This is a genomic window from uncultured Tenacibaculum sp. (assembly GCF_947498805.1).
In the GTDB taxonomy this organism is placed as follows: Bacteria; Bacteroidota; Bacteroidia; order Flavobacteriales; family Flavobacteriaceae; genus Polaribacter.
The window spans coordinates 19,786-42,856 of sequence record NZ_CANMLT010000002.1 but is presented as its reverse complement, the minus strand read 5'-3'; the positions used below and the strand labels follow the sequence as shown (position 1 = coordinate 42,856).

Annotated in this window: 18 protein-coding genes; 11 read left to right on the top strand and 7 right to left on the bottom strand. The window is 34.7% G+C overall.

Annotated features, from left to right (window positions below):
- Positions 1-90: 90 nt before the first annotated feature.
- Positions 91-1,767 carry a dihydroxy-acid dehydratase gene (gene ilvD, locus Q0873_RS03270; RefSeq protein ID WP_299104371.1) on the bottom strand — a complete coding sequence of 559 codons (1,677 nt, stop codon included), beginning with the start codon at positions 1,765-1,767 and terminating at the stop codon, positions 91-93.
- A gap of 2 nt (positions 1,768-1,769) precedes the next feature.
- Positions 1,770-2,663 (bottom strand): branched-chain amino acid transaminase, encoded by an 894-nt coding sequence (locus tag Q0873_RS03265; RefSeq protein ID WP_299104370.1) that lies wholly within the window; start codon positions 2,661-2,663, stop codon positions 1,770-1,772.
- Between the two features lie 906 nt (positions 2,664-3,569).
- Here Q0873_RS03265 and Q0873_RS03260 point away from each other — a divergent pair.
- The 11 genes from Q0873_RS03260 to Q0873_RS03210 all read left to right on the top strand — a co-directional run bounded on the left by Q0873_RS03260 (position 3,570) and on the right by Q0873_RS03210 (position 18,330).
- Positions 3,570-4,187, top strand: coding sequence for a GNAT family N-acetyltransferase (locus Q0873_RS03260; protein WP_299104369.1), 618 nt, complete (start codon positions 3,570-3,572; stop codon positions 4,185-4,187).
- An 11-nt stretch (positions 4,188-4,198) separates the two neighbouring features.
- Positions 4,199-5,377 (top strand): argininosuccinate synthase domain-containing protein, encoded by a 1,179-nt coding sequence (locus Q0873_RS03255; protein WP_299104368.1) that lies wholly within the window; start codon positions 4,199-4,201, stop codon positions 5,375-5,377.
- A gap of 2 nt (positions 5,378-5,379) precedes the next feature.
- Complete coding sequence (argC, locus tag Q0873_RS03250) at positions 5,380-6,357, top strand: N-acetyl-gamma-glutamyl-phosphate reductase (protein WP_299104367.1); 978 nt, start codon at positions 5,380-5,382, stop codon at positions 6,355-6,357.
- 25 nt (positions 6,358-6,382) lie between these two features.
- Positions 6,383-7,183 carry a pyrroline-5-carboxylate reductase gene (gene proC / locus Q0873_RS03245; RefSeq protein WP_299104366.1) on the top strand — a complete coding sequence of 267 codons (801 nt, stop codon included), beginning with the start codon at positions 6,383-6,385 and terminating at the stop codon, positions 7,181-7,183.
- Positions 7,180-8,319, top strand: coding sequence for an aminotransferase class III-fold pyridoxal phosphate-dependent enzyme (locus tag Q0873_RS03240; RefSeq protein ID WP_299104365.1), 1,140 nt, complete (start codon positions 7,180-7,182; stop codon positions 8,317-8,319). Before proC ends, Q0873_RS03240 begins: the two co-directional genes overlap by 4 nt.
- The gene (locus tag Q0873_RS03235) at positions 8,316-9,287 is read left to right on the top strand and encodes an acetylornithine carbamoyltransferase (RefSeq protein WP_299104364.1); all 972 of its coding nucleotides are present in this window, start codon (positions 8,316-8,318) and stop codon (positions 9,285-9,287) included. The genes Q0873_RS03240 and Q0873_RS03235 overlap by 4 nt, the downstream gene beginning before the upstream one ends.
- A 347-nt stretch (positions 9,288-9,634) precedes the next feature.
- The gene (gene argB, locus Q0873_RS03230; RefSeq protein ID WP_299104363.1) at positions 9,635-10,402 is read left to right on the top strand and encodes an acetylglutamate kinase; all 768 of its coding nucleotides are present in this window, start codon (positions 9,635-9,637) and stop codon (positions 10,400-10,402) included.
- Entirely contained in the window at positions 10,399-11,460 is a 1,062-nt protein-coding gene (locus tag Q0873_RS03225) for a M20 family metallo-hydrolase (RefSeq protein ID WP_299104362.1), read from the top strand. Before argB ends, Q0873_RS03225 begins: the two co-directional genes overlap by 4 nt.
- Before the next feature lie 1,378 nt (positions 11,461-12,838).
- Complete coding sequence (argH, locus tag Q0873_RS03220) at positions 12,839-14,116, top strand: argininosuccinate lyase (protein WP_299104361.1); 1,278 nt, start codon at positions 12,839-12,841, stop codon at positions 14,114-14,116.
- 1,342 nt (positions 14,117-15,458) lie between these two features.
- Positions 15,459-17,297, top strand: a complete 1,839-nt coding sequence (locus Q0873_RS03215) for a hypothetical protein (protein WP_299104360.1) — start codon at positions 15,459-15,461, stop codon at positions 17,295-17,297.
- 331 nt (positions 17,298-17,628) lie between these two features.
- Positions 17,629-18,330, top strand: a complete 702-nt coding sequence (locus tag Q0873_RS03210; RefSeq protein WP_299104359.1) for a DNA-binding domain-containing protein — start codon at positions 17,629-17,631, stop codon at positions 18,328-18,330.
- 191 nt (positions 18,331-18,521) lie between these two features.
- Here Q0873_RS03210 and Q0873_RS03205 read toward each other — a convergent pair whose 3' ends face one another.
- The 5 genes from Q0873_RS03205 to Q0873_RS03185 all read right to left on the bottom strand — a co-directional run bounded on the left by Q0873_RS03205 (position 18,522) and on the right by Q0873_RS03185 (position 23,059).
- The gene (locus Q0873_RS03205) at positions 18,522-19,592 is read right to left on the bottom strand and encodes a hypothetical protein (protein WP_299104357.1); all 1,071 of its coding nucleotides are present in this window, start codon (positions 19,590-19,592) and stop codon (positions 18,522-18,524) included.
- A gap of 7 nt (positions 19,593-19,599) precedes the next feature.
- Positions 19,600-20,547 carry an AAA family ATPase gene (locus Q0873_RS03200; protein WP_299104356.1) on the bottom strand — a complete coding sequence of 316 codons (948 nt, stop codon included), beginning with the start codon at positions 20,545-20,547 and terminating at the stop codon, positions 19,600-19,602.
- Positions 20,548-20,549: 2 nt separating this feature from the next.
- Positions 20,550-21,059, bottom strand: coding sequence for a hypothetical protein (locus Q0873_RS03195; protein WP_299104355.1), 510 nt, complete (start codon positions 21,057-21,059; stop codon positions 20,550-20,552).
- A gap of 10 nt (positions 21,060-21,069) precedes the next feature.
- On the bottom strand, positions 21,070-22,035 hold the full coding sequence (locus Q0873_RS03190) for a CBASS oligonucleotide cyclase (RefSeq protein ID WP_299104354.1): 966 nt from the start codon (positions 22,033-22,035) through the stop codon (positions 21,070-21,072).
- A 118-nt stretch (positions 22,036-22,153) separates the two neighbouring features.
- Positions 22,154-23,059 carry a hypothetical protein gene (locus Q0873_RS03185; protein ID WP_299104353.1) on the bottom strand — a complete coding sequence of 302 codons (906 nt, stop codon included), beginning with the start codon at positions 23,057-23,059 and terminating at the stop codon, positions 22,154-22,156.
- Positions 23,060-23,071: the final 12 nt, after the last annotated feature.

The window sequence follows — 23,071 nt, the reverse complement described above, 5'->3', positions numbered from 1 at the left end:
TGTAGCCATTGGCTAGTGCTTCGTTTTCTATTAAATTTTAATACGACTCAAAACAATCTTGAATCTTAATTTTTCCCTCTTTGTATAAGATTAAAACTCGTCAGTTACACATCCGTTTGATGCAGATGAAACTGTTCTAGCATACTTGTATAAAACGCCACGTTTTGCCTTTAATGCTGGTGCTTTCCATTGGATTCTTCTTTCCAACAACTCTTCTTCTGAAACTTCTACATTGATTGTATTCGTTTCTGCGTTAATCGTAATAGTATCTCCGTTTTGTACAAGGGCAATTACCCCTCCTTCTTGTGCTTCTGGTGTAATATGTCCTACAACAAATCCGTGTGTTCCTCCAGAAAAACGACCGTCGGTTATCAGCGCTACATCATTTCCTAATCCAGCTCCCATAATAGCAGCAGTAGGTTTTAGCATCTCTGGCATACCTGGTCCACCTTTAGGTCCTTCATAACGAATCACAACCACATCACCTTTTTCTACTTCTCCATTTTTAATACCATCATTGGCTGCATATTCTCCTTCAAATACTTTAGCTTTTCCTGAGAAGTACAATCCTTCTTTCCCTGTAATTTTAGCTACAGAACCTTCTTTTGCTAAGTTTCCGTATAACATGCGTAAGTGCCCAGTTTCTTTAATTGGTGTTTCTACATCTTTGATTACTTCCTGCCCCTCTGTTAAACTTGGAACTTCCGCAAGATTCTCCGCGAGTGTTTTCCCCGTTACGGTTAAACAATCACCATGAATCAATCCTTTCTCATACAAATACTTTAATACGGCTGGTGTTCCTCCTACGCTATGCACATCTTCCATCAAGTATTTACCACTTGGTTTTAGATCCGCTAAAAATGGAGTCTCATCTGATATACGTTGAAAATCTTCTAAGGTAAACGCTACATTGGCTGCTTTTGCAATCGCTAAAAAGTGTAATACTGCATTGGTAGAACCTCCCATTACGGTAACTAAGCGAATGGCATTCTCTAAGGCTTTCTTAGTAACAATGTCAGATGGTTTGATATCCTTTTCTAACAGCACTCTTAATGCTTCCCCTGCCTTTACAGACTCTTCTTCTTTGTTATTACTAATTGCAGGATTCGAAGAGTTATACGGTAAGCTCATTCCTAATGCTTCTATAGCAGAAGCCATCGTATTAGCGGTATACATTCCTCCACAAGCACCTGCACCTGGACAAGCTTTTTCAATAACGCTTTGATATTCTTTGTTATCTATCTTTCCAGCTACTTTCTCACCCCAAGCTTCAAAGGCAGAAACTACATCAAGTTTTTTTCCACCATGACGTCCCGATTCGATCGTACCTCCATATACCAATACAGACGGACGATTTAAACGTAACATTGCCATCAATGCTCCTGGCATATTCTTATCACAACCTACCACCGTTACCAATCCATCATACGACATAGCTTGTACCACAGTCTCCATAGAATCTGCAATTACATCTCTAGAAGGAAGTGAGTAACGCATTCCTGGAGTTCCCATCGAAATACCATCAGAAACACCAATGGTATTAAAGATCAATCCAACTAAATCTACATTCTCTGTTCCTTGCTTAACCAACTTAGCCAAGTCATTTAAGTGCATATTACACGGGTTTCCTTCATATCCCGTACTGGCTATACCTACCAAAGGTTTTTGTAAATCTTCATAAGTTAATCCGATTGCATGCAACATAGCTTGTGCTGCAGGTTGTGTATCGTCTTGAGTTACTTGTTTACTAAACTTATTTAATTCCATTTTTAAACAGCTTTTGCTTGTTTTCTTAATTCTAATACTTCCTCTTTGTACAATTTCATTAGTTGATACCCGTGTGATTTCTCCCATGATAATGGAAATTGGTAATCATCTAACGATTGTAATCCTACTACTTCTGCTGCGGTTCCCGTAAAGAAACACGCGTCTGCATCTTTTAATTCCTCAAGAGTAAAATGCCTTTCTTCTATAGGTATTCCTGCTTCTCTACATAAATCAATTACCGTGGCTCTGGTAATACCTGCCATGATATGTCCACGTGGTGGCGTATATAACTTTCCGTCTTTTTGCATAAACACATTGGCTCCTGAGCATTCTGCTACATTCCCATTCATATCCAGCAATAAGGCTTCGTCATACCCAGCTTGTTTTGCTTCATTGGTAGATAAGATAGAATTGATGTAGTGCCCTGTTACCTTAGCTTCTACAAAACATGATTTAGGATTTGGTCTTTGAAATTTTGATGTTTTCACTTTCAACAATTTATCTCCCATATACTTTCCCCATTCCCAACATTGAATAATTAAGTTGGTTTCTGTTGAAGTGGTTAAGCTCATATTAGCTCCCGTAGTAATGATTGGACGGATATAAGCATCCTTAAATCCATTTTTCTCTAGCAATTCATAGGTTATTCTAGTTAACTCTTCTTCCGTATAATCAAACTCAATATTCATTACTTCTGCCCCATACTTCAATCTTTTGTAATGATCATAGGCTTTGAATATTCTGGTTCCTTTAGAAGTTTCATATGCTCTTATTCCCTCAAAAACACCGTTTCCATAATGCAAGCTCTGGCTATACATATTGGCATTAGCTTTTGCATCGGTTGCTTTTAAAAACTCCCCATTGTAAAAAATTATGGTGTTATCGTTATAGTACATTGTTTTAGTTGTTTTTGTTATTCGAAATTATTTTAAACGGTTTTATTACTTTCTTGTGTTTTTTGATCTTGGATGATTCCTATTGGACGATTTTTTTATTCATTTTATTGATTTTCAGTTAGTTATGTTTAATTTATCTTTTACATTCACGATATAAAAAAAGCCTGTATCAAAAATTGATACAGGCTTTCTTATACACAATAGCTATCTGCATCAACTCGGTGGTGAGTTAATAATGACAATAATGATAATGACTACTATGTTTGTAAATATGTTCATGTGTTCTATTTGAATTGCATAAAAAAAGGCTTCCTAAATTTTAGGAAGCCTTTCATGATATATTATAATTTAAATACTACTTCCCCTATCCTTGTGAAATAATCACAACGACAATAATGACAGAAATAATATTTAATACTTGTTTGCTCATTCTGTTGCAAATATTTCAAAATATTTTTTTAACCACCAAACATTTTTCAACAAAAAAATTAATCCCCTGCAAACAACAGGGCTACAAACCCTTATTTTACAGGGGATTAAAAATAAAATTAATTTTATTCTTTTATTTATCAAAAATTAATTTATAGCTTTGTAGCGTTATGCAACAAAATAAAACATACAATAATACACCCAGTTTGTTTGTGCGGTAAATCACCGACACAGCGTCTTCTATTATAGCAAACTAGGTATTGTATTTTTATTTTTTCGTTTTGAAACCAACAGCAATTTTAAATTTTATTAGTAAGTCATATACTATCTTTTCAGATAGCCATATTACTGTACGCCCTACTTTTATCCGACCACGCCCGTAAGGGTGTTTCTCTATTTCATGGAACTTAGGTGTGTCCGGTTCCTTCTTCCAACAAAACGATTACAACTTAAAATTTCAATCATAACTAAATATCAATGAAAATTGTTATTGCCAATGCATCGCATGCTACATATGCGCAAGTTATTTGTGATACCATTGAAAAGGCCGCTGAAAAAAGAGGTACTGGTATAGCGAAACGTACACCTAACTACATCATTTCTAAGTTAACACAAGGAAATGCGGTGATCGCTTTAGATGGAGATCAATTTGCTGGTTTTTGTTACATCGAATCATGGGAACATGGAAAATTTGTAGCAAACTCCGGACTTATTGTACACCCAAGCTATAGAGGAATTGGGCTCGCTAAAAAGATTAAAGCACATGTTTTTGAGCTATCTAGAACCAAGTATCCTACTGCCAAAATTTTCAGTATTACTACCGGATTAGCGGTTATTAAAATGAATACAAACCTAGGTTACAAGCCTGTTACGTTTTCAGAATTAACCGAAGATCAGTCTTTTTGGAAAGGGTGTCAAACCTGTGTAAACTACGATGTTCTACAAAGGACCCAACAAAAAATGTGCTTATGTACCGGCATGCTATATGATCCAAATACCTCCAACTCAAAAAAAGTAAAAGTCAAAGAAAAGGTCTTCCAAAGACTCAAAAAAATTAAGGAAGCCTTGTTCTTAAAAAAACAAACAACTAAATAATTTAATATCAAATGAAAAAATTAGTCATTGCGTATAGTGGAGGTTTAGACACATCATATTGTGCAGTTAGCCTAGTAAAACAAGGGTATGAAGTACACGCAGTAAGTGTAAATACTGGAGGTTTCTCTTCTGAAGAAGTTAAACATATTGAAGAAAAAGCTTATCTCATGGGAGTAAGTACCTACAAAAACATTGATGCCGTAAACGACTTCTACGAAAAGGTGGTAAAGTATTTAATTTTCGGAAATGTTTTAAAAAACAATACCTACCCTCTTTCTGTAAGTGCAGAAAGAATTATTCAGGCTATTGAAATTATCAATTATGCCAAAAGTATTGGAGCTTCCTACATAGCACACGGAAGTACAGGAGCAGGAAATGATCAAGTTAGGTTTGACATGATCTTTCAAACCTTGGCTCCAGAAATTGAAATCATTACGCCTATTAGAGATTTACAACTATCAAGACAGGAAGAAATTGATTATTTAAAGGCAAATGGTATTGCACTTTCTTGGGAAAAAGCCAAGTATTCTATCAACAAAGGCTTATGGGGAACTAGTGTTGGTGGTGAAGAAACATTAACTTCAAACAAACCATTACCAGAACAAGCCTATCCATCACAACTCAACAAAGTAACTCCTAAAACGGTTAAACTAACCTTTAGCAAAGGGGAATTGATTGCAATTAATGATGTTCATAAAGACATGGTTACCAATATCAAAGTTTTAGATATGATTGCATCTTCTTTTGCTATTGGTAGAGACATTCATGTAGGTGATACTATCGTGGGAATTAAGGGAAGAGTCGGTTTTGAAGCTGCAGCCGCTTTAATTATAATCAAAGCCCATCACCTACTAGAAAAACATACCCTTACCAAATGGCAATTACAGCATAAAGAATACCTAGCTAATTTTTATGGAATGCACTTGCATGAAGGTATGTATCTAGATCCAGTAATGAGAAACATAGAAGCTTTCTTAGAAAACAGTCAAGACAAAGTTACAGGCCATGTATTTGTTACGCTAAAACCTTATCACTTTAGTTTAGACGGAATCTCATCTCCTCATGATTTAATGAATGCTCAATTTGGTAGTTATGGAGAAATGAATACCGGATGGACAGCCGAGGAAGCCAAAGGTTTTATTAAGCTTTTAGGAAATCAAAACAAAATCTATCAACAAGTAAATCAATAAACATGATACAAGTAGGAATCATAGGAGGAGCAGGATATACAGCAGGAGAATTAATCAGACTCTTATTACAACATCCAAATGCAGCTATCAATTTTGTATATAGTACTTCTAATGCGGGTAATAAGCTTTCTCATGTACATCAAGACTTAGAGGGGAATACAGCCTTAAAATTTACACAAGAAATCAATTATAGTATTGATGTGCTTTTCTTGTGTCTCGGACATGGAAACTCAAAGAAGTTCTTAGAGAAATACACTTTTGCCAAGTATACTAAAATTATTGATTTAGGGAATGACTTTAGACTTTCTAAAGATGCCATTTTCAATGAGAAAGACTTTGTATATGGCTTGCCAGAATTTCAAAAAGAAGCTATTCAAAATGCCAAGTATATTGCGAATCCAGGGTGTTTTGCCACCGCCATTCAATTGGCATTACTCCCTTTGGCTAATTCAAAGCAATTGGTAAACGATGTTCATATCAATGCGGTTACAGGAGCCACAGGTGCGGGTACTTCCCTATCTGCTACCACGCACTTTACCTGGAGAGATAATAACTTCTCTTACTATAAGCCATTTACCCATCAGCATTTAGGAGAAATACAACAAACAGTAACCTCCTTGCAATCATCTTTTGAATCGGAGCTCTTTTTCCTTCCGAATAGAGGAAACTTTTCAAGAGGAATCTTTGCAACCCTTTATACCGAATTTGAGGGAAGCATTGAGGAAGCCAAAGAATTGTATGTAGCATATTACAAAGAACATCCTTTTACCCATATTTCAGAAAACTCAATTCATTTAAAACAAGTGGTAAACACCAACAAGTGCTTGATTCACTTACATAAACACCACCATCAATTATTAATTACAAGTAGTATAGACAATCTTTTAAAAGGAGCTTCAGGACAAGCAGTACAAAACATGAATCTATTATTTGACTTACCTGAAGCTACCGGATTACACTTAAAAGCAACCTACTTCTAATCATTAAAAAATAAACAAAAAGAACATGAAAATAGCCATCATCGGAACCGGAAACTTAGGAAAATCAATTGCCAAAGGATTGATTAAAAACAACACCTTTACTCAACTTATTTTAACCAAAAGAAACCTCAAAGAATTGGAAGAGTTTGCTACTACCGAAAATGTACAGCTAACTACCAGCAATATGGAGGCGGTTCAACAAGCCGATATTCTAATTTTTGCAGTACAACCAAGACATTTTGAGCAAATACTACAAGAAATTCAACCAGTATTAACTCCAAATCATGTCATCATTTCTACCATTACAGGCTATTCAATTGATAAAATTGAAGCAAGTATTGGAGCGGCACACAACATTATCAGAGCGATGCCTAATACTGCTATTGCTGTAGGGAAATCTATGACTTGTATTTGTAGTAATGCCAGTGCCAACGGACATGTAGCGCTTGCTTCTTCTATTTTTAATGTACTTGGAAATACTTTAGTGATTCCAGAAAGTCAAATGCAGGCCGCTACTGTAGTATGTGCAAGTGGAATTGCTTTTTGGATGCGTCTAATACGAGCAACTACACAAGCCGCCATTCAACTAGGTTTTGACGCTAAAGAAGCGCAAGAACTAGCCATGTATACCAGTGAGGGAGCCGCTAATTTATTAATCAACACAGGCAGTCATCCAGAACAAGAAATAGACAAAGTAACCACTCCAAAGGGCTGTACTATTGAAGGTTTGAATGAGATGGAACACAAAGGACTAAGTGCTGCATTGATTCAAGGAATGGTGTCCTCTTTCAATAAAATTAATACCATTAAAAAAGAGCAAATATGAGTCTGTTTAATGTATATCCATTATTTGATATTACCCCTGTAAAAGGTAGAGATGTATTCGTATACGATACCAACAATGAAGTGTATTTAGATTTGTATGGCGGACATGCGGTGATCTCTATCGGACATGCGCACCCTGCCTATACTCAAGCTATACAAACACAAGTAAATGCATTGGGGTTCTATAGCAATTCTGTTCAAAACCCTTTGCAAACAACACTGGCCACACAATTAACTAGCATGGCGAATTGTAAAGACTACCAATTGTTTTTATGCAACTCAGGGGCAGAAGCCAATGAAAATGCCTTAAAGCTAGCCTCTTTTCATACAGGTAAAAAGAAAGTGATTGCTTTTAAAAACTCCTTTCATGGTAGAACCTCGGCAGCAGTTGCGGCAACGGATAATCCGAAGATTATTGCTCCTATCAATGCACAACAAGAGGTAATTTTTATTGATTTTGAAGATTTAGAAGCAGTTGAACAGGCCTTACAAACCCATGACGTATGTGCCGTGATACTAGAAACCATACAAGGAGTTGGTGGTTTAGACGAAGCCTCTACCTCTTTTTATCAAGGTGTAAGAACACTGTGTACAAAGTACCATACCCTATTGATTGCCGATGAAATACAATCGGGATTTGGTAGAACAGGTGATTTCTTTGCCTTTCAAAAACACGGTATTCAGCCAGATATTATCTCTATGGCTAAAGGAATGGGGAATGGTTTTCCTATTGGTGGTATTCTTATTCATCCAGCTATCAAAGCTTCTTTCGGATTATTAGGAACCACCTTTGGCGGAAATCATTTGGCTTGCGCCGCTTCTTTAGCTGTTTTAAAAACTCTTGAAAAGGAGCAACTATTAGAGCATACTCTTAATATTTCAGCATATTTGATAGCACAGCTCAACGAGATTCCGCAAATAAGCGCTATTAAAGGAAGAGGACTCATGTTGGGTATCGAGTTTCCGTTTGCCATAGCTTCTTTAAGAAAGTCCTTGTTGTTTAATCAGCATATTTTTACAGGGAGTGCTAAGAATCCGAATTTATTAAGAATTCTACCTCCGTTGAGTTTACAAAAAGAACATGTAGATCTATTTATTCACGCCCTCCAACAAGAATTAAAAACCATTACATCATGAAACAGTATACTAGTTTAAATGATATAAAGAACCTAAATACGCTTGTTAAAAAGGCAATTCAATTGAAAAATAATCCTTTTCAGTATAGTCATTTAGGGAAAAACAAAACCTTAATCATGCTATTTTTCAATGCGAGCTTACGTACCAGATTAAGTACCGAAAAGGCCGCCAAGAATCTAGGAATGGAGGTGAGTATTTTAAACATCAATGCTACTTGGAATATAGAGTTTGAAGAAGGAACCATCATGAATTTAAATACTTCTGAACATATCAAAGAAGCCGCTCAGGTAATTTCTCAATATGGAGATATCCTTGCTATTAGAGCATTTCCAAGCTTAACCGATAAAGAAAAAGATACTGCTGAGTGGGTATTACAGAGCTTTCAAAACTATGCCAGTATTCCTATTGTCAATATGGAAAGTGCTACAGACCATCCGTTACAAGCACTCGCCGATGCGATTACTTTAGAAGAGCATAAGACCGTTCAAAAACCAAAAGTAGTATTGTCATGGGCACCACATCCGAAGGCATTACCACATTCGGTACCCAATGCTTTTGTACATCTTATGCATCGTATGAGTGATACTATTGATTTTGTAATCACGCATCCCAAGGGGTATGAATTAGATACTAAGGTTACAAAAAATGCGAGTATTGTATATAATCAAGAAGAGGCTTTACAAGATGCTGACTTTGTATATACCAAAAACTGGAGCTCTTTTTCTGACTATGGAAAAATACTTCCTATGGATACCAACGATACTAACAGTACTAACCATACTAACTGGACGATTACCCAAGAAAAATTAGGGAACGCCAAGTTTATGCACTGTTTACCTATAAGAAGAAATGTAGTTGCGGAAGATGCTGTTTTAGACGGAAATAATTCTCTGGTTATAGCACAAGCAAACAACAGAACCTATGCCGCACAAGTGGTGTTGCAGGAGATATTGATGGGATTGGTTTAGACCTAAGAGGAAAGATGAGAGATAAGAACACAGCTGTCAGTTCGAGTGGTTTTGTGAAGTAAAACGAAACAAAATTGTATCGAGAACAAATTAGAAACGAAAACTTCTCGATACAAAATAACCCTCCACTTCGTTACGGATAATTTCACTCGAAGTGACATTAGAAGCGAAGACTAAAAACGAAACAAGAAACAAGAAACAAGAAAATTAACGTCATTACGAGTGAAACAACGTGAAGCGAAGTAATCTGTCAAAACATAACGTACACAATAAACAGATTGCCGCACTTTAGCCTGTCTTGAGCGACAGTCGAAAGGTTCGCAATGACAATAGAAAACAAAAAACAAATGAAAATCATAAAAATCGGAGGAAATATTATCAATAACCAAGAAGCATTAGATAGTTTCTTGACTAATTTCCATCAAATAGAAGGTCCGAAGATATTAGTGCATGGAGGTGGAAAACTAGCTTCAGAACTATCCAATAAGCTCAACATTCCTGTACAGATGATTGATGGTAGAAGGATTACAGATACCGAAACGCTTGATATTATTACCATGGTATATGCAGGAAAAATCAATAAAAATATTGTGGCTAAGCTTCAGGCAAATCAGGTAAATGCATTGGGTTTTACAGGTGCAGATGGACAAACTATTCTTGCTAAAAAAAGACCTTCAAAACCTATCGATTACGGATATGCAGGAGATGTAGTGGATGTCAATATATCCACTTTAGAACTATTGATCAAACAACATATTACACCGGTGTTTTGTGCTATTACACATGATACCAAAGGGAATCTACTAAACACCAATGCAGATACCATTGCTTCTGAATTAGCTATAGCCTTTGGTAAATACTATAGAACAGAATTGTATTACTGTTTTGACAAACAAGGAGTTTTAAAAGATGTACAGGATTCTACATCGGTTATCGAAAGAATGCATTTTAAAGAATACCAACAATTAAAAAAGGAACAAGTCATTTTTGAGGGGATGATTCCGAAGTTAGACAATTGCTTCCATGCCTTACAAAACAATGTCTCTCAAGTACACATAGGTACTACAGAGATGCTATTCAATACAACAACACACACGCTATTACAATTACAATGATTTCAAAACTCACTACAAAGGCCATCGCTTTATTAAAAGACTTAATAGTCACGCCTTCCTTTTCTTCGGAAGAAGAGCATACGGCGCAATTATTAGAAAACTGGTTTCAAAGCTTTGATATTCCGTATACACGAACGCAAAACAATGTATGGTCGGTACACAAAGCATATGATCCTAGCAAACCTACCCTATTGCTCAACTCGCATCACGATACGGTAAAACCAAATAACGGATACACCAAAGATCCGTTTAGTCCAATTGTAGAAGATGGTAAGCTATATGGATTAGGAAGTAACGATGCTGGAGGATGCTTGGTATCTTTATTAGCTACCTATACCTATTTCTATCAGCAACAAAACCTAGCTTATAATTTGGTCTTTGCAGGAACTGCGGAGGAAGAAAGTAGCGGTCCGAATGGTTTAAACGGATTGTTAAAAGAACTTCCGAACATCGATGTTGCCATTGTCGGAGAACCTACATTAATGCAACTAGCCATTGCCGAAAAAGGATTGGTTGTTTTTGATGCCGAAATAACCGGTACACCGAGTCATGCTGCCCATATAAATGATGATAATGCGATTTATAATGCTATTGAGGTATTGGAATGGTTTCAAAAGCTAGCTTTTGAGAAAACTTCAGAAACTTTGGGAGATGTAAAGCTTACGGTAACTCAAATCAATGCAGGGAAACAACACAATGCCGTGCCTGCCAATGTTTCTTTGGTAGTAGATGTTCGCGTAAATGACCAGTATACCAACGAAGAAATCAATGCATATTTACAAAAGCATGCGCCTTGTACGAGCATCACACCAAGAAGTTTGCATTTGAACTCTTCTTCGATTCCTAAAGAACATCCATTGGTACAAGCAGGAATTAGCTTAGGAAGAAAAACCTATGGCTCTCCTACCCTTTCTGACCAATCTGTGTTAAGCTGTCCGTCTTTAAAACTAGGACCTGGAGACAGTAAACGATCACATACCGCTGATGAGTTCATTTACCTACAGGAAATTGAAGAAGGTATTGAGTTGTATATACAATTGTTGGAGAAAGTATTGTAAAGAGTCTAGATGAAAGACAAAAGACGAAAGACAAATGACTAAAAAATAGAATTTTGTTAGTCACCAAAAGAAACAACTGTCAGTTCGAGTGGTTTTGTGTAGTGAAACGAAACAAAATTGTATCGAGAACATTTACAACAACAAAAGCTTCTCGATACAAAATAACCCTCTACTTCGTTACGGATTATTTCACTCAAAGTGACAATAGGAACTAAAAACAACAACGACGTCATTACGAGTGAAACGAAGTAATCTGTCAAAATATAACGTACACAACAAACAGATTGCCGCGGTGCCCTCGCAATGACAGGAGACAAGAAACAGGAGAAACAAGAAACAGGAAACAACTGTCAGTTCGAGTGGTTTTGTGAAGTGAAACGAAGCAAAATTGTATCGAGAACATTTACAACAACAAAAGCTTCTCGATACAAAATACTCCTCCACTTCGTTACGGATTATTTCACTCGAAGTGACAATAGGAACTAAAAAGTCAACGACGTCATTACGAGTGAAACGAAGTAATCTGCCAAAACATAACGTACACAATAAACAGATTGCCGCAATACCCACGCAATGACAGGAGACGAGAGACAGGAGAAACAAGAAACAAGAACACAACTGTCAGTTCGAGTGGTTTTGTGAAGTGAAACGAAACAAAATTGTATCGAGAACATTTACAACAACAAAAGCTTCTCGATACAAAATACTCCTCCACTTGGTTACGGAATATTTCACTCGAAGTGACAATAGGAACTAAAAACTCAACGACGTCATTACGAGTGAAACGAAGTAATCTGTCAAAAACATAACGTACACAATAAACAGATTGCCGCAATACCCGCGCAATGACAGGAGACGAGAGACAGGAGAAACAAGAAACAAGAACACAACTGTCAGTTCGAGTGGTTTTGTGAAGTGAAACGAAGCAAAATTGTATCGAGAACATTTACAACAACAAAAGCTTCTCGATACAAAATACTCCTCCACTTCGTTACGGAATATTTCACTCGAAGTGACATAAGGAATGAAAAATAAGAATAAAGACATGAGACCTAAGACAAAAGACGAAAAACAAATGACTAAAAAATAGAATTTTGTTAGTTCCCAAAAAAGAACACAACTGTCAGTTCGAGTGGTTTTGTGTAGTGAAACGAAACAAAATTGTATCGAGAACATTTACAACAACAAAAACTTCTCGATACAAAATACTCCTCCACTTCGCTACGGATTATTTCACTCGAAGTGACAAGAAACAGGAGACAGGAGAAACAAGAAACAAGAAACAAGAAACAAGAAACAAGAAACAAGAAACAAGAAACAAGAAACTAATAACTCAACACTAAGAACTAAGAATTAAAAACTTTAAAACTAAAAAACCATGAAACTCTGGGATAAAGGAATACACATAGATAAAAAAATAGAAAACTTCACTGTTGGAAACGATAGAGAGGTGGATATGCACATAGCAGCATACGATGTACAAGCTTCTATAGCACATGCCCAAATGCTAGAAAGCATTGGTATTATTACTACAAAAGAATGCGCTCAGCTATTAGAAGGACTCGAACAAATAGCCCAACAAATAACGGATAGTACTTTTGTTATTGATAATAGCTTTGAAGATGTACATTCTAAAATAGAATACGAGCTTACCCAACAATACGGAGAAGTTGGTAAAAAGATTCATACGGCTCGTTCTAGAAACGATCAGGTATTGGTAGCTTTACAGTTGTATTATAAAGACAATCTAGCTGCACTTACTCAAAAAACAAAAACACTATTTGCTACACTCTTACAATTAGCAGATCAATATAAAGAGCAATTGTTACCAGGATATACCCATTTACAAATAGCCATGCCTTCTTCATTCGGACTCTGGTTTTCTGCCTATGCGGAGGTATTGATAGACGATTTATATATGGTACAAGCCGCTTATAAAACCGTAGATCAAAATCCACTAGGCTCTGCCGCGGGTTATGGGAGCTCCTTCCCTATTGATAGAGCATTTACCACACAAGCATTGGATTTTAGCTCTTTAAAATACAATGTAGTGGCTGCACAGTTAAGCAGAGGAAAAAGTGAGCGTACGGTTGCCATGGCATTGGGTAGCTTGTCAAATACACTCGCTCGTTTTGCAATGGACATTTGTTTATATATGAGTCAGAATTTTGGATTTATTTCCTTTCCTGATGAATTAACTACCGGAAGTAGTATTATGCCGCATAAAAAGAATCCGGATGTATTTGAACTGATTCGTGGAAAGTGTAATAAAATTCAAGCTTTGTATACCGAAACCTTATTACTAACAAACAATCTACCAAGCGGATACCATAGAGATTATCAGTTACTCAAAGAAAACATTATCTATGCTTTTGAAGATTTAAAAGATGTCCTAGATATTTTTGATTATGCGATTCAGCAGATTATTGTGAAAGACATTGATTTAAACGATGAAAAGTATCAGTATTTGTTTACGGTAGATAACATCAACACTCTAGTAACACAAGGGATAAGTTTTAGAGAGGCTTATCAAAAAATAGGCATGCAAGTGAATGAAGGCACCTATGTACCGGATACTTCCAAACCGCATACACACATAGGAAGTATACATAATTTAGCCTTAGATAAAATCCAAGAGAAAATAAACTTGTTATAAAGTGTTAATTTTTCTCCAAACTACGGAAACCCGTAAGGATGTTATAAAAGAAAGAGTTATGTTTATCGTGGAATGGACGGGTATATAATTCACGACCATATCATATAAAGGGAAAACAAGCAAAAACTACTTTACGATTAAGGTAGTTTTTGTATTTATATACACTTTTTTCTTCCCAATTACGAGAACCCGTAAAATTATTCCAAAATAAGTTCGTAGGTTTATCTCAAGATGTTTAATTAATGTTTTCTAATAGCAACGACTAACCAAACAGTTTGAAAATATATAGTTAAGTGCTACAATTGTTAATTTATATTTTAAGTAATTGATAATTTCTTAGACTGTTCGTTTTTATATGATCACATTGTTTTATCCATCTATATTCAATCATCGTTGAATAGGGGAAAAAACAAAGGCTACCTTGCAAAAGGTAGTTTTTGTATTTATAGCACTTTTTTTCTTCAGAATACGAGAACCCGTAAGACTATTCCCTTTTCATCACTTACATTTGCCATAGGTTTAACAATAAAAGAATCCCCCATATAAAAAAGGCCAGTCCGAAGTATATGTTTGGTATATCAGATAGGATGTATTATCATAGTTTAATGATTAGAAGGGTTTAAATTTAATTCGGATTGGCTGGTTTATAGTCCCCAGAGTTTTTTTATTGTTCAACCAATACCTTAGGTTTAGAACGCCATATTTCCCCTTTCCATCCCTCCAGGATTCATAAATAACTCATAACAAACCTCTTACAAAGACCTACTTTATCAAAAATACGACCAACGGCAAGGTTTTTTCATAAAAATATACTAAATTCGCCATCAACCATAAACACTATAACTTGATAGTTCGGATCCAGAATTCCGTGCTTACACCATAAAGGGTAAGAAAACAAGCTTAAACTGCTTTACATGTATTTGTAAAGCGGTTTTTGTTTATATGCAATTTTCGTCTCAGGAAGAAAAAGAACCATAGACAACCATTGCGCACAAAACTTTTAATTAAAATCAAAGCCTTTTACGGATATCAGTAAGAATAGCTCAAAATTTTATCCCATCTTTAAAAAAAATTAGAAATAGAAGTCCCTCTTTATATCTTCCCTTAATTTCAATCAACGATGAAAAAGAAATACCCATAGATGAGTATAGGCTCCTCTATGGGTATTCATTATTTTGATAACCAAAAGATAACCAAGGTATCCTTTAGAATTCGTTAATTTTAAAAGCTTTAAACCAAGCATTCCATAGGATACTATTAGTACAACTGGTTTATGAATTGTGTTTTTAAAATGCCTATTCATAACCCTGTACACTATGTAAACCTTATAACACTCAAAATTATGCCAACTGACACAAACACATTTAAACTAGGAATTACCATGGCTGGTGCGGTTTCTGCCGGAGCGTATACCGCTGGTTTTATGGATTATTTATTGGAAGCTTTAAGTATATGGGAAGCCAAAAAGGAACATAATCGTACGGTAGGAAAAGAGGCTCCAGACTATGATAAAAAGGTACCTATGCACAATGTAATGATTGAGGTTGTTGGAGGTGCTTCTGCGGGTGGTATTACCTCTATGATGAGTATTTTAGAAATGATGAAAGGTCATCAACCTGTTCATGCTCCGTCTGATACTAAAACAGGCAATATATTTTACGATACCTGGGTGCTTTTAAATGAGGACCCTACCGACGAGAAAGCAAAAAAGGTAATGGATAAAATACTGGATGTTGCCGATATCGAAAACAGTACAAATGGGGTTCCCTCCTTACTCAATTCGAGTTTTATTGATGAGGTGGCCAATGCTGTGTTCGACAAAAATCCTGACTTGTTTGATATTGCCAATTTACCCGATTTCATCACAAAAGACATTTACCTACTCGTTACCTTATGTAGTGTGAGAGGTATTCCTTTTGAAGTGGAATTTGATGCGCGTGACTATGGATTTATTGAAAATATTCCTGCCCATCGTATGAGCGAACATATGATCATTGCACGTTTTAAAATGACCCATAACGAACAAGACATCCATCATGCTTTTCATTTTGATTTACAAGATCCAGATAAACGTGCCTTTTTAAAGCTATGTGCCAAAGGTACCAGTGCTTTTCCTATAGGGCTTGCTCCAAGGCAATTTAAGCAGTTATTATCTAAAGAATATGTGCACAACAATATTGTGGCCAATATGGGAAATATTGATCCCTCAAAAATAAAAGTGGTGTTGGAAGATGAGATGTTTGATTTTACCTCTGTTGATGGAGGTACCATTAATAATGAACCTTATACCCAAGTATTGAGGGAATTGAAAGCTCGTAGTGATGCCTACAATAAAGAACATCCGAATTATGGGATTATTATGATTGATCCGTTTCCTAATTTTTATGATCAAACTGAAATACACGAAATAGAAAGCAATCTCAGCGCTACAGAACGTACAGAGAAAGAGGAAGAAAAAAAACGTTCTATTTTTCAGTTCAACGTGGTTGATTTTATCAAGAATGCCTATCCGATGTTTCAAGAACAAGCGCTTCTTAAAAGAGAGCCTGAGTTTTTTGGAGACGAGTTTAAAATGTTGGTATACCCATCTAAAAGAAAACCCAAAAGAGGTGGCAGACCTGGAGAATCTATTCCAAGAGCGCATCCACCCATTGCTTCTGCTGTCTTAGGTGGTTTTGGAGGTTTTTTAGACAAGAAATTTCGCGATCATGATTACTTTTTAGGTAGAGACAATGCGCGTAACTTTCTACAAGGTATTTTTATGCTTGAATACGACCCCAACAACCTACATCCTTTGTTTGAAAATCTAAGCGATGAAGCTTTAGAGGCCTTTAAACGTGTACCAAGAATAGAGAGAAATCCAGATAGGCGTGTGTTATTTCCAATCATTCCAGATTTTAAAGATCCAGATTATACGGGAATTCCATCTTCTCCCTTTTCTTATACCATTGAAAAGTTTCCACAATTAAAACCTGCAGAGATTGAACAATATCGCTCGCAAATACGAGACCGAGTGAAGCTCATTTTGATTACCAAGATCAAAGACTTCTTTAACAATGTTTGGTGGATCAGGACCTTACTTAATTTGTTTAAAGGAAAAATAGCAAAATATGCTACCAAAAAGGTCATTGATAAAATTTTAAAAGAGCTTAAAGATCATCGTTTGTTAGACGAGTCTTAAACTCTTTGCTATATCACAACTCATATACAGGACTGCGTTAGGTAGTCCTTTTTTTATATACCATTAAGAATTTTTAGCAATACTATTAAAAGCTTGTTTTGACAATTTTTTGGGTTATTTTGATAAAAAAGTCGTACAAAACACGTCAATATTCACTAAAAAACTATACTTTAGAGCTAAATACAATTGACTGTAAAGAAAAATTGCTCTCTCTTTCTTCACTACCCTACATTCAATATTAATTACAAAGTTTAATTAAAAACTTTTGCAGCTTCATTCGCTACGGATAAGTATGCAACAGAAAAAGAACGTAATTTAAAAATTGAATATTATGAAGTACTATTTAGTAGAAAACAAGTTAACGGATGAGGTAAACTTTTCTGCACGTATCCTAACGGAACGTACCGTAAATCAAAATGAGCTTATTGAAAAAATGCTCAGCAAGCGTAACCTGGTGAGCAAAACCGATATTGTAGCGGTGTTAAACTCTTTTTATGAGGAAATCATACAATCTATTGAAGAGGGTGATAATTTGAACCTACCCTTGTTTAATATAGGCTATTCCATGACAGGCGTATTTGAAACAGAAGAAGAGAGTTTTAATTTAGAAAAACACAAATTGCATGTCAACCTAAACAGCGGAAAACTCATCAATGAAGTAAAACGAGACATTCCTTTGCAAAAGGTAACGGCACCGGTAAGCTCAACCCTAATTACCAATTTAAAAGACATTACCAGTCAAACCACCAATGCTAAACTAAGTCCGAATGGTATTTTTGAATTAAACGGATTGCGATTAAAGGTTGCTGGAGATCAAGCTGAAGTAGGCTTGTATTTTGTTTCCGAAAACAATACCGAGTTTAAAGTAGATCACTTGGCTCAAAACAATTATAAGAAAATTATTGGACAAGTGCCTACCCTAGCCCCTGGTACCTATAAGGTTCGTATTAAGACGCAGGCGACTCATAGTGTAGGTATCTTTCTTAAAACTGTGAAGGTTACGGAGTCTCAATTTACATTAACAGTCTCTTAAAATACATCTTTTTTGATGTAAAACACAACAGCACTATGGTAATTCTACATAGTGCTGTTTTTTGCTTTCCCTCTAAATGTCATTTAGACCATAATAGAAACGTTGTTTAGACTATAATGGAAATGGCTTTTAGATTATCGCATAAACACTGTTTAAATAAGTATAAATGCATTTATATTAATAAGGATTCTTTATTTCTCAGGAAAATAATCTACGAGATATTTTTTATTATATTTAATATTAGACAAAACTTTATCCAATACATTTTTTATTTCTTTTTTTTCTTCAAAAGGAATTAAATCCGTTAAAGATACTCTTGCATTATCCGGAGATTTAACTTGAATCGTTAGAATATTATCTTTTATATATTCTAATACTTTTAATAAAATCTGATTAAGTTCTTTAGGCATTTTTATTTCTTCAAAAGCTCTCTTAGTAAGTTCAGTAATAAGAATTGACTTTAAGGGTAATCTTTCTTGACTTTTTAAGATCTTTACCAACTTAATTACCTCTATTTTTTCTTTCTCGAAATCTCCAAGATCTTTTTGTTTATGAGGATTCATTTTAAGCTTTGTTGAACCCCTAGAAAATATTGGGTTTTTATATAGGTGGTAGTCATTTTTACCTTTCTCAAAATCTGTTCTCAACGATGGAACTACATCAATAATTTCTTCAGACCCTTTAATATTAAATATCAAACCAATAGAAACTTTTTGCTGACGAACACTTATTAAGTCGGGATCTTTAAAATTATGCTTTAAAAAATTATACAATTCAAAATACATTTCTCTTGTTTGATAAAAGCTTGTTTTCTTAAATTTAATTAAAATATCAAGATCAGACAAGCCACTTAAGGCTGTCCCAACTGCTTTAGAACCTTGATATGTCGCTCTTCCTAATAGATCAAACCCAAACCTTTCGTTAATTGCATTTTTTATTCTTCTACCTTTGATAAGCACTTCCCTATCTACTTCATTTGGCTCATATGTTTTTAATACAGATGCTAAATAACTAATTTCATCTCTTTCATCTAATATTTCTTCTTTACTCGTAAAAACAGAAAGTAAAAAGTCAATAATACCAAAACTTACTGCTCCTATAATCGAACCTAATATTCCTGCTAATATTAGTGATTTGAAATCGAACTTCCTATCCGGATTCTCTTCTTTTATTTCTGCTTGACATACTACATTTGACATCAAACCTAAGATACCTCCTATAACAAAACCTGTTTCAATAGACTTGCCATTCGTCTTTTTCATGATTTTTTTATTTAAGAACAACAGTATTATCTTGAAATGGAGGTGTTGGTATAATTCTCTCTACAATTTCTTTAGCTTTTTTATGATTTACAGCTTCATTTGGATATGCATCCAAAACTAAAGAAGGTAAAAGACGTTGTATTAAATCAGAAAAAGTAAATCCATATTCTCTTTCCGTAGTCTCTCCTGTAATCTCGACTATATCTTTGATATCATCATCAGTAAAACCAAGTTCTGTTAATGGTTCTCTTAATACAAATAATCTTTGTTCTTTATTTGGTCTGCCAAATTTTAAGATATCCGCAGCCCTTCTTTTAATTGCTGGATCTAAAGAGTTCAAGCGATTTGTACACATGATAACTGCTACCGGTAGTTTCCCATTAGCGATTCTATCAATTCCACGAATAAATGCATTTACTCCTGCTTTATCTTCATGATGCATTTGATTACTTTCTCTAGATTGGGTTAAAGCATCTGCTTCATCAACTAAAAGAATTAATCCTCCTTTAGATTTTCCTGAAGAATTCTTTAGTTTCCCGGCCTTTTCGACTGTGTAATCAAATGCTGTTGATATTAGTTTTGTCATTTCTCCAACATGACCTTGCCCTCTTGTAGATAAACTTAAAGGCAGTAAAGTGATATCTATTCCTTCTTGTCTGGCAACAGCATCTCCAATACAAGTTGCCAATTCCGATTTACCTGCACCTACATCACCTTCTAAAATTACTAATGGTGGTCTTCTTAAGACAATATCGGATATACGCTTTGCATTAGGATGATATTTATTCATCCACAACTCAATTCCTTCTGGATTTATTAGAAGGCTTAATATTTTAGCCATTCGATTTTTATGATTATCTAGTCCAATTAATGCATTTAGTCTATCTCGATAATCTGTATTAGGGTATATAATTGCTTGTTCAAACAAGTTTTCTGCTAATAATCTTGCACTCATCTTTAATATTTTTTAACAGTGAAACGATTCAATGATTTGCTTCCAGAGGTATATGTTTTATCTTGTGATAAATAACCATTTATACCTGGTTCAGTAGCTCCTGATCTTCTAAAAGGTAAATTATTCTCATACTGATTTCTTTCTTCTGAACTTAAATTATCCCATTGGGAAGTATAAATAAGATAACTATAAAAAGATGCCCCATCTACATTAGCTCCTGGTCTTATTCTTCCTGGATCATCGTCTTCTCCAAATGAATTTACAAGGTCTTGGGCTGTAAATCTAACTGTTGGCTCAATCCAGTTCCCATTTCTCTGAAATCCGTATGTAACAGTATCTAAGTAGCCATCTTTAAGAAGTTCTACTATTTCGGCTTCATAATTAGCTATAAGGCTATCTGATGGATCTCCATAAAACCTTTGTATTCTTTTTAAATCTGTTGCTACTTTAGCTCCTAGTTTTTTAGCATGGGTTACTGTAAAACTGTTGTTATATGTACTATTAAAACTCATAGTTATAATTTTAAATGTGAAATGATGGACCAAATACTTTTTTCCAGTAATAAATAGTCTCTTGTTTAGTTGTAGCAGCTAAAGCTGCATCAATAGCATCTCCTGCATCAATAGCGGCATCGACAATTAAATCTGCTTGAATGTTTGTATACAGTTTTGCTGCATTATTCTCTTCATTGACCGGATCAATCATTTGTACTGGTTCTGAAAACGAACCAATAGCACTGTAAGGGTAATAGTCATCAAATGAAATTTGCTCTCTTACGTCTGTGGTTGCTAAGTAGGTAAAAAAACTTTGTAGGGCTTCTGGATAATCCGAAAAGTCTTGTCCATTGTCTGCAAGTTTTGCAAAAATTAGTTCAATCATAAATGACTTGAACTTAAAACTAGGATTTTCACTTTTTATGTTTTTAGCCCAGTATTTCGCAAGTCTTATTACTTGAGCAAAATGAGTATTGTTTTTTGTTTTCCTTGCCCTTATAAATTCTATATGATATGGTATATTAGTTTTTAAAAGCGAACCATCGTCTTGACTAACAAGATTTCCATACCAATTAGGATCATCATAATAGAGAATTGGAACTATATCCACATCCAATCCAGTTCCTTTGAAAGAAACTTGTACAGAATATGTTTGTGGAACTACTTGATTTGGACTAAAGTTTGGAAATGCTTTTCTCAGTTTTTCTGCTAAATAATCTAACAACTCTTTTATACTAGATGGAGCACCGTCCGCCTTTATATAACAACCAACATCAATATCACTAGTTGATTTTAAAGCAGTGCCTTTTGCAAGACTTCCAGAAATTAGCATTCTTTTTAATACAAAGTCTGGATGATTATTTAAGTAATTCTTTAGTTTTTCCCTAAGTCGATTTGCCTGTTCTCGATATTCTTTGGCTTTATCACTAGGTAAATTCACTGTGTTTACAGCCCAATTTGCTATATCTCTTTTTGAGACGTGTTCTCTTGCCATAATTATAAAAAATTCTATTATTAATTAATGACAAGAACGTCACATTTTAGCATGGTTTCAATACCTTGGTAAGGGTATATTACTTTGTTACTTAATTAAAGTTCCTTTATCTTTTTACTTAACCATTATATAAATTTTTGAGTTTTAAAACATTCATAGCATTAACGTATAAATGTGCATGAGAATTCACATAATCTAATAGATATTTGTTCTTCAATTTTCTAAACCCTTGTTCTCGCGAAGGAAAACGCTGGTCATTTGAAAAATATAGAAATCCTATTTTTAATTTTAAAAACTCATTAGTGAAATTTAGCATCTCTTTCTTGAATCCATCACTGTTACTTTGATTGTCTAACCATTGTCTATTTTCAGCATCACAGTTATCCAAAATTATCATATCAAAATCACTGACTAACAAGCTACCGCTATTTACCAAAACAACCTTAACCTCCTCAAAACTAAGTGATTTTATTCGTATATGCGTACAATTAAAAGTCACTTTTGTTGTGCTTTCTTCAAAAATTTGTTTTAGAGAATCATTTACTGATGTACTTGTTTCACTAATAAGTAATATTCTTGATTTTGCCCGTAAATCATTGTTTACAATTTCCGTATTTTGAATACGTAAAAGTGTTTCTTCTTCTATTTTTTGTACGTTCTTTAACGATTCTTCACACTCAGTTTCTAAAAAAATTACATTTTTATTAATCTTACTTTTAAGATATTCCTTCAAATAATACCCAAACCCAAAAAATGCAAATAATCCTGAAACACCTCCTATAATTAACCCCTGAGTTCCGAGCTTTGTAATAAACAAATTGTTTATATTATTCTTATTTTCAAGAACCTGCTCTCGATTGTTTAGAATGTTTTCTTTTAAAGCATTTACTTCTTTATCTATTTGTTGTTGAATATAAGGTTCTGAAATATTAACCTTTTCTGTTTGTTCTTTAATTTTAACGTTTTTTTGTACTGCTAGTGCTAATGAAAAATTAATAGCCACAATAAAAATTATACTTTTCATGATTCAATTTCA

What these genes read in the sequence shown, in the direction of transcription:
- ilvD (WP_299104371.1), bottom strand. Translation starts at nt 1,767, where the DNA reads ATGGAATTAAATAAGTTTAGTAAACAAGTAACTCAAGACGATACACAA.
- Q0873_RS03265 (WP_299104370.1), bottom strand. Translation starts at nt 2,663, where the DNA reads ATGTACTATAACGATAACACCATAATTTTTTACAATGGGGAGTTTTTA.
- Q0873_RS03260 (WP_299104369.1), top strand. Translation starts at nt 3,570, where the DNA reads ATGAAAATTGTTATTGCCAATGCATCGCATGCTACATATGCGCAAGTT.
- Q0873_RS03255 (WP_299104368.1), top strand. Translation starts at nt 4,199, where the DNA reads ATGAAAAAATTAGTCATTGCGTATAGTGGAGGTTTAGACACATCATAT.
- argC (WP_299104367.1), top strand. Translation starts at nt 5,380, where the DNA reads ATGATACAAGTAGGAATCATAGGAGGAGCAGGATATACAGCAGGAGAA.
- proC (WP_299104366.1), top strand. Translation starts at nt 6,383, where the DNA reads ATGAAAATAGCCATCATCGGAACCGGAAACTTAGGAAAATCAATTGCC.
- Q0873_RS03240 (WP_299104365.1), top strand. Translation starts at nt 7,180, where the DNA reads ATGAGTCTGTTTAATGTATATCCATTATTTGATATTACCCCTGTAAAA.
- Q0873_RS03235 (WP_299104364.1), top strand. Translation starts at nt 8,316, where the DNA reads ATGAAACAGTATACTAGTTTAAATGATATAAAGAACCTAAATACGCTT.
- argB (WP_299104363.1), top strand. Translation starts at nt 9,635, where the DNA reads ATGAAAATCATAAAAATCGGAGGAAATATTATCAATAACCAAGAAGCA.
- Q0873_RS03225 (WP_299104362.1), top strand. Translation starts at nt 10,399, where the DNA reads ATGATTTCAAAACTCACTACAAAGGCCATCGCTTTATTAAAAGACTTA.
- argH (WP_299104361.1), top strand. Translation starts at nt 12,839, where the DNA reads ATGAAACTCTGGGATAAAGGAATACACATAGATAAAAAAATAGAAAAC.
- Q0873_RS03215 (WP_299104360.1), top strand. Translation starts at nt 15,459, where the DNA reads ATGCCAACTGACACAAACACATTTAAACTAGGAATTACCATGGCTGGT.
- Q0873_RS03210 (WP_299104359.1), top strand. Translation starts at nt 17,629, where the DNA reads ATGAAGTACTATTTAGTAGAAAACAAGTTAACGGATGAGGTAAACTTT.
- Q0873_RS03205 (WP_299104357.1), bottom strand. Translation starts at nt 19,592, where the DNA reads ATGAAAAAGACGAATGGCAAGTCTATTGAAACAGGTTTTGTTATAGGA.
- Q0873_RS03200 (WP_299104356.1), bottom strand. Translation starts at nt 20,547, where the DNA reads ATGAGTGCAAGATTATTAGCAGAAAACTTGTTTGAACAAGCAATTATA.
- Q0873_RS03195 (WP_299104355.1), bottom strand. Translation starts at nt 21,059, where the DNA reads ATGAGTTTTAATAGTACATATAACAACAGTTTTACAGTAACCCATGCT.
- Q0873_RS03190 (WP_299104354.1), bottom strand. Translation starts at nt 22,035, where the DNA reads ATGGCAAGAGAACACGTCTCAAAAAGAGATATAGCAAATTGGGCTGTA.
- Q0873_RS03185 (WP_299104353.1), bottom strand. Translation starts at nt 23,059, where the DNA reads ATGAAAAGTATAATTTTTATTGTGGCTATTAATTTTTCATTAGCACTA.